The sequence below is a fragment of the Kitasatospora sp. NPDC056181 genome (assembly GCF_042266225.1).
GTDB lineage: Bacteria > Actinomycetota > Actinomycetes > Streptomycetales > Streptomycetaceae > Kitasatospora.
The window spans coordinates 21,526-35,858 of sequence record NZ_JBHJUK010000096.1 but is presented as its reverse complement, the minus strand read 5'-3'; the positions used below and the strand labels follow the sequence as shown (position 1 = coordinate 35,858).

Below are 14,333 nucleotides of genomic sequence, written 5' to 3'. Positions count from 1 at the left end.
CCCGGACCCCGTCCGGGCGGGCGCGGCGTCATGCGGGGGCACGGCGTCATGCGGGGGCGCGCCGTCATGCGGGGGCGCGGCGTCATGCGGGGGTTCGCCCGTCGCCGGTGCCGCCGGTGACGGCACTGGCGACCTCGGTGCCGCCGGCTACGGCGCCGCGGTGCGCTGGCCGGGGATCGAACGGTCGCGCTGGAGGTCCAGCAGCTCCCGGAAGAGCCCATCCTCCAGGGCGGCCAGCTCGTGCCAGGTGCCGGTCTGGACGATCCGGCCCGCGTCCATCACGATCACCCGGTCCGCCACCGCCGCGTTGGCGATGTTGTGGGTCACCAGGAGGGTGATCCGCCCGGGCGCGAGTGCGCGCAGCGCGTGCAGGATCCGGTGCTCGGCGCGCGGGTCGAGGTCGGAGGTCGGCTCGTCCAGGATCAGCAGCCCCGGGCTGCGGGTGGTCCGGTAGAGCGCCCGGGCGACGGCCGCGCGCTGCCAGCCGCCGCCGGACAACTCGGCCCCGCCCCACCAGCCCTGGGCCAGCAGGGTGCGCCAACCGGAGCGCAGCCGCGCCACCACCTCGTCGAACCCGGTCTGCCGGGCGGCCCGTTCCACCTCGGCCATCAGGTCGTCGGTGAGGTGGCCCAGGTGGATGTTCTCGGCGGCGCCGAGCGGCCAGCGGGCGAACTCCTGGGGGACGCGCGCCACCCTGGTCCACATCCCCTCGGCGTCCAGCCGCTCGACCGGCACACCGTCCCAGAGGATCTGCCCCCGCTGCGGCAGGTAGAGGCCGGCCAGGAGCTTGAGCAGGGTGGACTTGCCGCTGCCGTTCTGCCCGATCACCGCGACCACCTCGCCCCGGCGCAGCGTCATGCTGACGTCCCGCAGCGCCGGTTCCTGTTGTTCGCCCGGGTAGGCGTGGGAGAGCCCGAGGACCTCCACCACGGCGGGGGCGTCGGGGGTGTGGTCACCACGCCGGACGCGGTGGCCGCCGGCCTCGTCCAGGAAGGTGAAGTAGTCGTCGAGGTAGAGGCCCATCCGGTAGAGCCGCGCGCCGTTGCCGACCACGCCCTGCAGACCGGAGGCGGCGGTGCGCAGCGCGAAGGTGGCGGTGCCGGCCGCGGCCAGGTCGATCCGCCCGGTGGCGACCAGGAAGAGCAGGGTGCCCCAGATCAGCGCGCTGCCGGCGCCGGTGCCGAGCGCGGCGAGCAGGGAGACCCGGGCCGCCTCCCGGGTGGCCCGGTCGGTGGCCGCCACGATCTTGGCTTCGGCGCGGCGGTACTTCGCCATCATGAAGGGGGTGACCTGGTCCGAACGGACCTGGTCGGCGCGGGCCTTGTCGACGAGGAACCAGCGGTAGACCCGCAGGGCCTGGCGGTCCTCGTCGGTGGTGACGGCCGCGAGGTAGTGGATCCGGGCGGTCCGGACGGCGGCCACTCCGGTCGGGACGGAACCGAGCAGCAGGAAGGGCACCAGCCAGGGGTGCAGGGTGGCGAGCACCCCGGCCGCGGCGGCGAGCGAGACCGTGGAGGCGATCACGTCCTGGGCGTTGGAAAGCAGGTCGGGCGTGGTGGAGGCGCCCCGGTCGGCGGCCTCCCACTGCTCGTTGTAGGCGGGTTCGTCGTACGCCTTCAGTTCGGCCGCGCAGCCGGCGGCGACCAGGGCCAGTTCGGCCTCGCGGTTGATCCGCGGTGAGACCCGCCCGGAGAGGCCGACGACGGTGATGCCCAGCACGGCGCGCAGGCCCGTCGCGGTGGTGAGCAGGACGAGCGACGGCGCGGCGGCGTGCAGGTGGTCCGCGACCGGGCCGGGGACGAGCAGGGCGTCCAGGGTGCCGGTGGTGGCGTAGAGGGCGAGGGCGCCGAAGACGCCTGCCAGCAGCTGGCAGACCAACAGCAGCACGGTGGAGGTCCGGTCGGCGGCCCAGGCGAGGGCGAGGGCGCGGCGGACCAGGTGGGGGAGGCGGCGCAGCATGGCGGTGGTGGACATCGAGGCGCCGGCCTTGGCCCGGTTGTCGCCGGGGAAGCGGAGGCGCAGCTCCTCGTCGCGTTCGTCCTGCTCGGGCCGTTCCGGGTTTCGCGGGCGTTCCGCGTGGTCCGGGTGGTCCGGCTCCGGAGCCGGGCCCGGGCCGGGTGCGTTCACGGCGGGCCCGTTCGGGGCCGGCCCGTTCGCGGCGGACCGGGTGCCGGGCTCCTTCGTGCCGGGCGACTTCGGGCCAGGCGGCTTCGGGCCGGGCTCTTTGGTGTCGGGCTCCTGCGTGTCGGGCTCTTGCGTGTCGGGCTCTTGCGTGTTGGGCTCGGACACGTTGCTCCCTCGGTTCGGCGGCCGGTGGCCGGTGCTGGTACGGGGGTTGGCGCTGTGCACGGGCAGCCCGGACCGCCGGACGGGCCGGTGACGGGCGTGTCGGGATCGCAGCGGTGCGGGTGGGAGCACGCTGCTCCGGGGGCGGGGTGCCGGTGCGGTCCCCGATCCTGGCAGCGCCTCGGCGGGGCGCTCGGCGTGTCCCGGCCGGTCTCACTCGATCAGGTCGATTCCGTGTCGGCGGCGGCGAGTTGGTGGCGTGCGGCCGGTGGATCACTCCGCCGCCGGACGCCCCGGCCGGGCCTGCGCGAGGTGCGCGGGCCCGGCCGGTTCGTGCGGTCGGTGCGGTGGGGTCAGCAGTTGCCCCAGCTGTTGGCACTGCCCCGGTGCGCGTGGGCGGAGTCGCTCGGGGAGGAGGTGCCCGGCTTGATCACCTTGACGGTGCCCGAGTAGTCCGAGTACTGCCAGACGTAGGCGCACAGGCCCGAGGTGCCGTGGTTGTACCAGGAGGCGTCGTGGTTGTTGATCGCCCAGGACTCCCAGGAGTTGGCGTCCTTGAACTTGTACATGTTGCCGCGGTACTCGGTCTGGTCCCAGACGCAGAGGTAGCCCGACGGGCAGGCGGCGGTGCCGGTCGTGGCGGCGCCGGCGCCGGCCACCGGGGCGGCGACGGACAGCACGGCGGCGAAGCCGAGGGTGAGCAGGGAGGTCAGGAAGCGGCGCATGGGCGCACTCCTCCGGGGAGAGGGCGGGTGGGGTGGACGAAGGCCTTCGAGACGAGGGACGGGCTCTTTTGGTGAACCATCGTCACTTCGTGAAGACCATTAACGACCTACCATGGCGCCAGCGCAAGCCGATGCACTCGAAGGAGTGCGTACAGAAACGATGTTGACGCCGGAACGGCTGCCGCCCGCGGCGGCCGACGCCCACGACCGAAGAGGCGGCAGGAATGCAGGGAACCACCCCGGACGACAGCGGATCCGGCCCCCCCACCCGCCGCCAGCGGCTCCGGGCGGAACTCGAACGCGCCGCCCGGGCCGAGGCCCGCCGGCTGACCGCCGCCCACGGCGTGGAGGGGCTCAGCCTCTCCGCCGTCGCCCGCGGCGTGGGTGTCTCCCCGCCCGCCCTCTACCGGTACTTCGACGGGAAGCGCGGCCTGGTGCTGGCGGTGTACGAGGACGTCACCGTCGACTTCGTGGCCGAGGTCGCCGCCGCGGCCCAGCGGGCCGCGTTCGACGGCGTGGGCGCCCAGCTCTACGCCGCCACCCGTGCCGTCCTGGACTGGGCGGTCGCCAACCCGGCCGAGTTCGACATCATCATGGGCGCCGGCTACGCCCGGCTGGCCGCCTCCGAACGGTCACTGGACCAGGTGCTCGTCCGCGAACTCGGCGGCCTCTTCGGCATCCTGTTCACCCGGCTCCGGGAGGACGGCCGACTGGTGTACCCGGCCGAGGAGGAGATCGACCCCGCACTGCTCGGCCAACTCCGGGTGTACGCCGAACTGTTGGGGCCGGACTACCCGCCGGGCGTCGCACTGCTGATGATCACCTGCTGGCGGCAGATCTACGGGCTGCTCTGCATGGCCGTCTACCGCCACCTGGCCGCCACCTTCGACGACTGCCTTCCGCTGTTCGACCACATGCTGGACGACCTGCTCGGACGGCTGGGCGTCAGCCGCGCACCCGAGAGCGTGGACTCACCACGACCGCCCGGCCGCGAGTCAACGTCCGGACACACCTCAACGCCCGGTCGCGACGGCGGCGTTCAGGAGACCGGGGCGGCGGACCAGGAGAGCAGCATGCGCAGGGCGTCGTCCGACGGCGTACCGGGATCGGCCGCGTAGGTGATCAGCGCCTGGTCGGGGTCGTCGGCCGGGCGCAGGGTGTCGTAGGCCAGGTCCAGCCCGCCGACCAGCGGGTGGCAGAAGCGCTTGCGACCGGAGGTCTTGTCCTGCACCGGGTGCTCCGCCCACCACCGGCGGAACTCCTCACTGCGCATGGAGAGTTCGCCGATCAGCTCGGCCAGCCTCGGGTCGTCGGGCCGGCGCCCGGCCTCCAGGTGGAGGAACGCGACGTTCTCCCGCGCGCAGGAGCTCCAGTCCACGTAAAGCTCGCGCGAGGCGGGGTCGAGGAAGGTGATCCGGGCGATGTTCCGCTCCGCCGGAACGAGCCTCTCGAAGTCGCCGAAGAGGGCGGCGGCGGCACGGTTCCAGGCCAGTACGTCCATCCGACGGCCCATCACCATCGCTGGTGCATCGGTCAGTTGCTCCAGTAGCCGGGTGAGCATCGGCCGGACCGGCTGCGGACCCCGCTGCGCGGACGGGCCCCGGCCGGCGCGGCGGGCGGGGCGGGGGCGGGCCAGCCGGTGCAGGTGGCGGACCTCGTCGGGGTCGAGCCGCAGGCCTCGGGCCAGCGCGTCGAGCACCGCCTCCGACGGGTTGCCGACCCGGCCCTGTTCGAGCCGGGTGTAGTAGTCGACGCTCACCCCGGCGAGCTGCGCCAGCTCCTCCCGTCGCAGCCCGGCGACCCGACGGCGGCCACCGAAGTCGGGCAGGTCGACGTCCTCGGGCCGGAGCCGGGCGCGCCTGGTCCGGAGGAACTCGCTCAGGCTGATGGTGGTGTTCACAGGAGGATTGTCTCCCCGGCGGTGGCCGGCAGCCTGGCCCTGGCAGGACCAGGCTGCGGGCCGGAGCGCCCCGGGCTCGACTTCGGGACGGGACTCCGGGACGGGACCTCGGGACGGGACCGCCCGGGGCCGGGCCTCGTCAGGCTGCCGGGACGGCCGTCACCATGCCGCCGTCCACGACGATGTCCTGCGCGGTGATGTACGACGAGCGGGGCGAGAGCAGGAATGCCACCGTCTCGGCGACGTCCTCGGAGGTGCCGAGCCGGCCGGTCGGCACCTGGGCCCGGAGGGCGCCGTGGTCCGCCGGGTCCGGGAAGGCCTCCGCGAAGATGTCGGTGACGATGAACCCGGGGCTCACCGAGTTGACCCTGATGCCCCGACCGGCCAGCTCGCCGCCGAGCGTGCGGGCGAGGTTGTGCACGGCGGCCTTGGTGGCCGCGTAGACCGACGCGTGGGCAGGGCCCCGGTGCAGCGTCCAGGAGGCGTTGAGGACGACGGACCCGCCACCCGCCGCGTCGAGCAGCGGCAGCGCGTACTGGACGGTGAAGAAGACGCCCTTGAAGTTGACGTCCACGGTGTGGTCGAAGTCCTTCTCGGTGACCTCGTCGCCGCGCTGGAAGACGGCGACCCCGGCGTTGGCGAACACGCCGTCCAACCGCCCGAACCGCTCGCCGGTCACGTCCATCAGGTGCTTCAGCTCGGCCGGCACGCCGGCGTCGGCGCGGACCGCGAGGAGGCGCTCACCCGCGTCCAGCTCCGCCGCGGCGCGCGCCAGCTTGGCCTCGTCCCGTCCGGTGATCACCACGCTCGCGCCGCCGTCCAGCAGCAGCCTCGCCGTGGCGAGGCCCATCCCCCGGCTGCCGCCGGTGATCAGCACCAACTTGCCGTCGAACTCCCGGGAGCCGCCCGGGCACCGGCTCTTCCGACCTCCGGAGGCCTCGTCCGGGGCGGTCGCGCGCGCGGAGGTGTTGCCGGGGATGCCGTCCGCGGAGGTGTCGTTCGTGAAGGTGTCGTTCGCGGAGGCGGTGTCGGGGGTCTCGTCCGTGGGGGTCTTGTCCGTGGAGGTCATGCCCCCACCCTCGTGGCCACCCGCCCCCGCCCACCAGGCCCGCCGCAACCGGGGTCCGGCAGGGCCACCCTTCCAGCCGCGCGGGGCCCGACCTCCCTACCGGGCTTGACCTCCCTCGCGGGGCCCGGCCCCCTACCGGGCCCGGCCGGCGGCGGCCCGGCCGACGGGGGCGGCCGCCGGGCCCGCGTCGACGGTCGTCCGGGGTTCCGGCGCCGGCCCCGCGGGCCAGACCCGGGCCGCGACCGTGCCCGCCACCAGCGCCAGTACGCCCAGGACGACCGTCGCGGCCGGAAGGCCCGCGGTGGCGCCGAGCCAGCCGGCCAGCGGATAGGTCAGCAGCCAGCAGCCGTGCGAGAGGGAGAACTGGGCGGCGAACACGGCGGGCAGGTCGGTCGGGCACACCGCGTCGCGCAGGACGCGTCCGGTCGGGGTGAGGATCAGCGAACCCGCGGCGCCGAAGCCGGTCCAGAGTGCGAGCAGGGCGGGCCAGCGCCAGCCGGCGGTGCCGTCCGGGCCGGCCACCGTGAGTGCGGCGAGCGCGGCGAGGAGTCCGGCGGTGCCGAACGCCGCCGGGAGCATCACCGCGCGGTCGGTCACCCGGTCCAGCGCACGGGGCAGCAGCAGCGCGACGGCCATCGAGCCCGCGCCGTACGCGCCCAGTGCGAGGGGGACGTCACCGGCCGGGCGGCCGAGCTGGTCGCGGACGTAGACCACGGTGTTGACGATCACCATGGCGCCGCCGGCGGCGACCGCGAGGTCGAGGGCGAGCATCGCGCGCAGCCGGGGCGCGGCCAGGAAGAGGCGCCCTCCGCGGACCGAGCGCTCCAGGACGCCGCCGGGGAGGGCGGAGGGCGTCGGCTTGGGGAGGACGACGGAGACGACCAGGGCCGCCGAGGCGAGGAACCCGGCCGTGGTGCCCCAGAACAGCCAGTGGTAGCCGACCAGCGCCAGCAGTCCCGCGGCGAGCACCGGACCGGCGACGCTCTCCAGATCGTACGCGAGCCGGGAGAGCGACAGTGCGCGGGTGTAGTCGCGCTCGGCGGGCAGGACTTCGGGGATCACCGACTGGAACGCCGGGGTGAACGCCGCCGAGGCGGCCTGGAGCAGGAAGATCAGCAGGTAGACCTGCCAGACCGTGGTGACGAACGGCAGCATGAGGGCGACCGTCGCCCGGGTCAGGTCGGAGGCGACCATCAGACGGCGGCGCGGGATCCGGTGGGCCAGCGCGCCGACGACCGGCGCGATGCCGACGTAGGCGACCATCTTGATCGCCAGCGCGGTGCCGAGCACGGAGCCGGCGTCCGCCCCCGCGAGGTCGTAGGCGAGCAGGCCGAGGGCGATCGTCGCCAGGCCGGTACCCACGAGGGCGACGACCTGGGCGGCGAACAGGTGCCGGTAGGTGGGCTCGCGCAGCACGGACAGCATGGGGACCCCGCTCGGGCTCGGCGCGCACGGCGACGGCGCGCAGGACGACAGGGCACCGGCACGGCGAACGGACAGCCGCAGGACGAAAGGCCGCCGTACGGCAGCAGCACGAGCAGCGGCGGAGCGGACGCCGGAGGACCGGGGCGACGACATCAGCATAGGACAACATGTGCATACGTGTGCACCTATTGGTCGGAAGAAGGCCCCGCCCACGGCCGGGCCGCCGTCTTCCGTCCGTCGCGCGGCCGCCCCACCGCCGGCCACCGCCCCGCCGCTCAGTCGTGCGGGGGAAGCCCGCTGATCTGGTGGTCGGCGACGTTCAGCGCCTCGTTGACCAGTCGGCGCAGGTGCCCGTGCCGCAGCGCGTAGACGACCCGCCGACCGTCCTTGCGGGTGGTGACCAACCCGGCCAGCCGGAGCTTGCTCAGGTGCTGGCTGACCGAGGGCCGGGCCGCGCCGCAGGCCTCGGTCAGCGTCGTCACGTCGGCCTCGCCCTCGCCGAGGCGCTGCATCAGCGCGAGCCGGGTGCGGTCGGCGAGCAGCACGAGGATCCCGGCGGCCGTCTCCAGCCGTTCGTCGTTCCGCAGCCGCTCGTCGGCGTCCGGCTGCTGCGACCGATGCGCACCTGATAGCTGAAGGCTCCCGCTCATGGGCTCATCGTAGAGGGCGCACGCGGCGGCCCACCTGTCCGCACGCGACGCCACCGACCGGCCCGCGCCCCTGGCCTTCCCGGCTGCGGCCCCGGTCACGACCGCGGTCACGACACCGGCAACCGGCGGCGGGCGGCACCGGGAGCGGTGGTGCGGGAGGGGCGGTGCCGTGCGGGCAGAGGTGGCGCGCGATGCGCGGGCAAGCCCGGCCCGCCACCCCGATACGGCTCCGACACTCCCCCGACGTCCCTCGACGGCGCCTCACCCTCCTGGCGCGCAGCGGTGTTCGTCCGGCTCGTTCGTCCGGCTCGTTCGTCCGGCTCAGGAGAAGTCCAGCGACCCCGTGCGGGTGCGCTTGAGCTCGAAGAACTTCGGGTAGCCGGCCAGCAGCCGCACGCCGTCGAAGACGTTCACGGCGTCCTGCCCGCGCGGGATCGCGCTGAGCACCGGCCCGAAGAACGCGGTGCCGTCCACGTGGATGGTGGGTGTCCCGACCTCCTCGCCGACCGGGTCCATGCCCTCGTGGTGGCTCTTGCGCAGCGCGACGTCGAACGCCGTGCTGTGGGCCGCGTCGGCCAGCGACTCGGGGAGCCCGGCCTCGACCAGGGCCTCGCGCAGGACGGTGTCGTCGGCGGCCCGGTCCTGGTCGTGCAGGCGGGTGCCGAGCGCGGTGTAGAGGTCGCGCAGGACGTGCTCCCCGTGCTGTTCGGCGGCGGCGATGCAGACCCGCACCGGGCCCCAGCCGGTGTCCAGCAGCCGGCGGTAGCGCTCGGGGAGGTCCTCGCGGCCCTCGTTGAGGACGGAGAGGCTCATCACCCGGAAGGTGAGGTCGAGTTCGCGGTGGCGCTCGACCTCCAGGATCCAGCGGGAGGTGATCCATGCGAAGGGGCAGACGGGATCGAAGTAGAAGTCGACTTTGTTGGTCACGTGCCCAGCCTAGGAGTGATGTGGACCGATGGACAGGGCCGGTTGTGTCCCTGAATTCTGGGCCACTTGAACGCCCGGGCCGCTTGAGCACCTGGACCTCAGGGACGGCCTGGTCACGGCCGGCCTGGTCACTGGCAGGCCTTGTCACTGGGCGGCCTGGTCACGGCCGGCCTTGTCACGGGGCGGCCGTGGCCCGGTCAGCTGTCGAAGCCGAGGCCGAGCCGGTCCAGGCTCCGCAGCCAGAGGTTGCGGCGGCCGGCGTTGCGGTCCGCCTGCGCGAGCGACCAGCGGGTCGCGGTGATGCCGGCCCAGCGGACCGGCTCGGGCGGGAACGGCAGCGGCTTGCGGCGGACCATCTCCAGCGCGGTCCGCTCGGTGCGCTCACCCGCGAGCAGGTCCAGCATCACCTCCGCGCCGAAGCGGGTGGCGCCCACGCCGAGGCCGGTGTAGCCGGCCGCGTAGGCGACCCGCCCCCCGTGCGCGAGGTCGAAGAAGGCGCTGAACCGGGTGCAGGTGTCGATCGCGCCGCCCCAGGCGTGGGTGAAGCGCAGCCCCTCCAGCTGCGGAAAGGTCCGGGCGAAGTGCCGGGCCAGGGTGGCGAAGGTCTCCGGCCGGCGGTCGTGCTCGGCCCGGACCCTGCCCCGGTAGTGGTAGACCGCGTCGTAGCCGCCCCAGAGGATCCGGTTGTCGGCGGAGAGCCGCACGTAGTGGAACTGGTTGGCGCTGTCCGAGAAGCCCTGGCGGCCCCGCCAGCCGACGGCGGCGAGCTGATCGGCGGTGAGCGGCTCCGTCATCAGCGCGTAGTCGTACACCGGGACGGTGTAGGGGCGGTGGCGCCGCAGCAGCGAGGGGAAGGCGTTGGTGGCGAGCGCGACCTTGCGCGCGAGCACCCGGCCGTACCCGGTGCGGACGGCGATGCCGGGGCCCGAGGCGGTGAGTGCGACGGCGGGGGTGTGCTCGTGGATCCGCACGCCCCGCTCCAGACAGGCCCGTTTGAGGCCCCAGGCGAGCCGCGCCGGGTTGACCATCGCCACGCCCTCGCGGTCCCAGAGCCCGCCCAGGAAGGTCGGCGAGTCGATCTCGGCCCGCACGGCGGCGGCGTCCAGCGGTGTGAGCTCCGTGCCGTAGCGGGCGGCCAGTTCGGCGAACCCGTGCAGTTCGTCGACCTGGTGGGGTTCGGTCGCCACGGTCAGCGCGCCGGTCCGCTCCCAGTCGCAGTCGATGCCGTAGCGCTTGACGGCGTCCTCCATCGCCTGGAGGTTCTGCTCGCCGAGCCGCTCCAGCCTGGCCAGCTCGCCCGGCCAGCGCTCGTGGCCGTTGGCCAGGCCGTGGGTGAGGCTCGACTCGCAGAAGCCGCCGTTGCGCCCGGAGGCGGCCCAGCCGACCTCGTGGCCGTCGACCAGGACGACGTCCAGCGAAGGGTCCCGCTCCTTGGCGATCAGCGCGGTCCACAGGCCGGAGTAGCCCCCGCCGACCACCAGGAGGTCGCACCGGGTGGTGCCGACCAGCGCGGGGCGCGGCTCCGGCCGACCGGGGTCGTCCAGCCAGAACGGGGTGGGCCGGGCGTCCTGCAGCGCGTGGACGGGATCCATGCGGGTCTCCTTCTGGTGCCGGGAGTGACGGGCTCCTCCTCCCGCCATGAGAACGTCACCCGCACAACAACGTCAATGGTGTTGACATAAGTGCGGGCCTCCGGCCGTTCGGCTGTCGCGCGACTGCGGGACCGCCCGCCCGGCCACGTCCGGGACCGCCCGTCCCGCCACGTCCCAGGCTTATGACAACAGCATTGACGTGCAGCGGGAGCGGCGGTTTCATGGCCAGCCACCGGCCGTTCGGCCGCCACTCCATCCCCCCACACGCAAGGCGGTGTTCCCTTGGCAGAAACCGTCCAGGACACGGGTTCCGGTCCGAGAGTCCACTCCACCGACTCCCCCGTCTCCATGCGCAAGTCCCTCGGTCTGCTCGACGGGGCGGCGATCGCCGCCTCCAGTACGGCGGCCACCAGCAGCATCGGCATCGGCCTCGGGCTGACGGCCGGCATCGTCGGACTCCACCTCCCGGCGATCATGCTGCTCGCCTTCCTGCCCGTGCTCGCCATCGCCGGCGGCTACGGCCGGCTCAACCAGGTCGACCCCGACGCCGGCAGCAGCTACCGCTGGGTCGGCCGCACGCTCAACCCCTGGCTCGGCTTCCTCACCGGCTGGGTCAACACGGTCGGCACCGTCGTCTTCATGGCGTACACCACGACGGTGACCGGCTCCGCGATCATCCAGCTGCTCGGCCAGGCCACCGTCCACTCCGTCCTCGGCCTGCGCCTGGACCCGGACTCCACCCTCCAGTGCACCCTGCTGGGACTGGTCGTACTGATCGCCGCCTCGCTGGTCGCCGTCCGCGGCCTCGACCTCGCCGCCCGCCTGCAGAAGTACCTGCTGGTCTTCGAGTACGGCGTGCTGCTCGCGTTCTGCGGCTACGGCCTGTTCGCCGGGGACCAGCCGTTCTCGCTGCAGTGGTTCAACCCCTTCGACATCCCCTCGCTCAGCGCGCTCGCCCAGGGCATGGTGCTCGCGGTGTTCTGCTACTGGGGCTTCGAGTCGGTGTTCAGCGTCGGCGAGGAGGTCCGCGACCCGAGGGACGCCTCCCGCGCGGGCATCCTCGCCCTGGTCGTGATGATGCTGCTCTTCCTGCTCGCCGGCACCGCCTTCCAGCGGGTCCTGCCACTGGACGAGCTGGCCGACAACGGCGCGCAGGGACTGGCCTACTTCGGCACCAAGCTGGCCCACCAGCCGCTCGCCGCGCTGCCGCTGATCGCCCTGACCTTCTCCGCCGTCGCGTCACTGCAGGCGGCCGTCATCCCCACCGCCCGCGGCCTGTTCGCCATGGGACGCGACGGCGTGCTCGGCCCGGTCTGGACGAAGCTGCACCCCAAGCACACCACCCCGGCGGTCGGCACCCTGCTGATCACCGGCATCGCCTGCGTGCTCTCCCTGCTCTCGATCGCCATCCCCACCGTCGGCGACCTCATCTCCGCCGCCGTCAACGCGATCGGCATCGTGGTCGCCCTCTACTACGCGCTCACCGCCGTCGCCGCGGCCGTGCGGTTCCGCCACCTGCTGCGCACCGCGCCGCTGGAGGGCCTGCGCGCGGTGGTCGGGCCGCTGCTCGGCGCGGCCGCGCTGCTCTTCGTCGGCGGTTACCTCGCCTGGACCTTCTACGACTCCGCCGACCACTTCGAGCTCGCCGCCGACAACGGCTGGTTCGAGTTGCTGGTGCCCGTCCTGATGATCGCCTCCGGCCTGGTGGCGGCGGCCTGGGCCCGGTGGCGGCGCCGCTCGGCGTACTTCGACCGGCCGGCCGCGGCCGACACCGCGACCCCGACGGTCTGACGCCCCCCGCCCCTCGCACCCCCGCGCCCCCCGCGCCCCTCGGGGCCCCTACGTCCCCCGCACTCCTCGGGGCCCCTACGTCCCCCACGTCCCGTCGGCCACGGCGAGTACCGCCGGAGCATCCGGGGTACCTCGCCGACGACCCGCACACGAACCCGTCTGGAGCACCACCCATGAGCAAGGCCGACCTGGTCTTCACCCACGGACCGGTCCACACCGGCGACCCGGCCCGCACCCGGGCGACCACCCTGGCCGTGACCGGCGAGCGGATCACCGCCGTCGGCCACGACGAGGTGCGGGAGCTGGTCGGGCCGGGCACCGAGGTCGTCGACCTCACCGGCAAGCTGCTGATCCCCGGCTTCCAGGACTCGCACGTCCACGCCGTCTACGGCGGCACCGAGCTGGCCGACTGCGATCTGACCGGCACCGTCGGCGTGGACGACTACCTCGACCGGATCCGCTCCTACGCCGACGCCAACCCCGACCAGGCCTGGATCACCGGCAGCGGCTGGTCGATGGAGAGCTTCGAGGGCGGCCTGCCCACCCGCCAGCTGCTCGACTCGGTGGTCCCGGACCGCCCGGTCTACCTGGTCAACCGCGACCACCACGGCGCCTGGGCCAACTCCCGGGCCCTGGAGCTCGCCGGACTCACCCGGGAGAGCCCCGACCCGGCCGACGGGCGGATCGAGCGCGAGGCCGACGGCTCCCCGAGCGGCGTCCTCCAGGAGGGCGCCACCAGGCTGGTCGCCCAGCTCGTCCCGCCGATCACCGCCGCCGACCGGCTGGCCGGCCTGCTGCGGGCGCAGCAGCTGCTCCACTCGCTCGGCATCACCGGCTGGCAGGACGCGCTGCTCGGCGAGTTCAACGGCCAGCCCGACCCCTCCGACGCCTACCTGGCCGCCGCCCGGGCCGGCACGCTGACCGCCCGGGTCACCGGCGCGCTCTGGTGGGACCGTTCCCGCGGGGCCGAGCAGATCCCCGAGCTCGTCGCCCGGCGCAAGGAGCTGGAGCACGGCCGGTTCCGGGCCGGCTCGGTGAAGATCATGCAGGACGGCATCGCGGAGAACTTCACCGCCGCGATGACCAGCCCCTACCTGGACGGCTGCGGCTGCGCGACCGCCAACAGCGGCCTGAGCTTCGTCGACCCCGATGCCCTGCGCGAGCACGTCACCGCACTGGACGCGCTCGACTTCCAGGTGCACTTCCACGCGCTCGGCGACCGCGCCGTGCGCGAGGCGCTGGACGCCGTCGAGGCCTCCGTCGCCGCCAACGGCCGGCGCGGGAACCGGCACCACCTCGCCCACCTCCAGGTCGTCCACCCGCAGGACATCGCCCGGTTCGCCCTGCTCGGCGCGATCGCCAACATCCAGCCGCTCTGGGCGGCGCACGAGCCGCAGATGGACGAGCTGACCATCCCCTTCCTCGGCCCCGAGCGCGCCGCCTGGCAGTACCCGTTCGGCGACCTGCTGCGGGCCGGCGCCACCCTGGCCGCCGGCAGCGACTGGCCGGTCAGCAGCCCCGACCCGCTGGCCGGGCTGCACGTGGCGGTCAACCGGATGGAGCCCGAGGCCACCGACGGACGGGTCTTCCTGCCCGAGCAGCGGCTCGACCTGGTATCCGCGCTGGCCGCCTACACGGCGGGCTCCGCCCACGTGAACGGCCACGACGACGCCGGAAGCCTCCGGGCCGGCCAGCTGGCCGACCTGGTCGTCCTGGACCGCGACATCCTCACCGCCCCCGCCGCGGAGATCGCCGAGGCACGCGTCGAACGCACCTACGTGGGAGGCGAGTTGGTCTACACGGCGAACTGAGGATCCGCAGGAGTGGTCCGGCCCGAGGGGGATGGAGAGCCCCCTCGGGCCGCTGCCGTGCGGCGCGTCCGTTCTCCCCTGGCCCGGTCACACCCCGGTTCACGCTGCGCCACCGGTGTCCTGACGGCCCACCGGCCGGCTTCGCCGCACGGCAGGA

Annotated in this window: 11 protein-coding genes; 3 read left to right on the top strand and 8 right to left on the bottom strand. The window is 74.0% G+C overall.

The window, feature by feature from the left end:
• Positions 1-147: 147 nt before the first annotated feature.
• Both ACFC1F_RS29535 and ACFC1F_RS29530 read right to left on the bottom strand, forming a co-directional pair.
• A complete protein-coding gene (locus ACFC1F_RS29535; protein WP_376162820.1) occupies positions 148-2,127 on the bottom strand; it encodes an ATP-binding cassette domain-containing protein in 1,980 nt (659 codons plus the stop codon).
• A gap of 512 nt (positions 2,128-2,639) precedes the next feature.
• Complete coding sequence (locus ACFC1F_RS29530; protein ID WP_209410438.1) at positions 2,640-3,011, bottom strand: peptidase inhibitor family I36 protein; 372 nt, start codon at positions 3,009-3,011, stop codon at positions 2,640-2,642.
• 224 nt (positions 3,012-3,235) lie between these two features.
• On the opposite strand from ACFC1F_RS29530, the gene ACFC1F_RS29525 reads away from it, so the two are divergent.
• Positions 3,236-4,129 (top strand): TetR/AcrR family transcriptional regulator, encoded by an 894-nt coding sequence (locus ACFC1F_RS29525; protein WP_376162818.1) that lies wholly within the window; start codon positions 3,236-3,238, stop codon positions 4,127-4,129.
• Here ACFC1F_RS29525 and ACFC1F_RS29520 read toward each other — a convergent pair.
• The 6 genes from ACFC1F_RS29520 to ACFC1F_RS29495 all read right to left on the bottom strand — a co-directional run bounded on the left by ACFC1F_RS29520 (position 4,051) and on the right by ACFC1F_RS29495 (position 10,574).
• Entirely contained in the window at positions 4,051-4,911 is an 861-nt protein-coding gene (locus ACFC1F_RS29520) for a helix-turn-helix transcriptional regulator (protein ID WP_376162816.1), read from the bottom strand. The genes ACFC1F_RS29525 and ACFC1F_RS29520 overlap by 79 nt on opposite strands.
• A gap of 139 nt (positions 4,912-5,050) precedes the next feature.
• Complete coding sequence (locus ACFC1F_RS29515) at positions 5,051-5,980, bottom strand: SDR family NAD(P)-dependent oxidoreductase (RefSeq protein ID WP_376162814.1); 930 nt, start codon at positions 5,978-5,980, stop codon at positions 5,051-5,053.
• 132 nt (positions 5,981-6,112) lie between these two features.
• Positions 6,113-7,405, bottom strand: a complete 1,293-nt coding sequence (locus ACFC1F_RS29510) for an MFS transporter (protein WP_376162812.1) — start codon at positions 7,403-7,405, stop codon at positions 6,113-6,115.
• 275 nt (positions 7,406-7,680) lie between these two features.
• The gene (locus ACFC1F_RS29505; RefSeq protein ID WP_148646491.1) at positions 7,681-8,055 is read right to left on the bottom strand and encodes a helix-turn-helix transcriptional regulator; all 375 of its coding nucleotides are present in this window, start codon (positions 8,053-8,055) and stop codon (positions 7,681-7,683) included.
• 321 nt (positions 8,056-8,376) lie between these two features.
• A complete protein-coding gene (locus ACFC1F_RS29500; protein WP_209410433.1) occupies positions 8,377-8,982 on the bottom strand; it encodes a disulfide bond formation protein DsbA in 606 nt (201 codons plus the stop codon).
• Between the two features lie 197 nt (positions 8,983-9,179).
• Entirely contained in the window at positions 9,180-10,574 is a 1,395-nt protein-coding gene (locus ACFC1F_RS29495; RefSeq protein WP_376162809.1) for an NAD(P)/FAD-dependent oxidoreductase, read from the bottom strand.
• Between the two features lie 348 nt (positions 10,575-10,922).
• Between ACFC1F_RS29495 and ACFC1F_RS29490 the strand changes: the two genes are divergently transcribed.
• Entirely contained in the window at positions 10,923-12,365 is a 1,443-nt protein-coding gene (locus tag ACFC1F_RS29490; RefSeq protein WP_376162825.1) for an APC family permease, read from the top strand.
• A 173-nt stretch (positions 12,366-12,538) separates the two neighbouring features.
• Positions 12,539-14,176, top strand: a complete 1,638-nt coding sequence (locus ACFC1F_RS29485) for an amidohydrolase (RefSeq protein WP_376162807.1) — start codon at positions 12,539-12,541, stop codon at positions 14,174-14,176.
• Positions 14,177-14,333 lie beyond the last annotated feature (157 nt).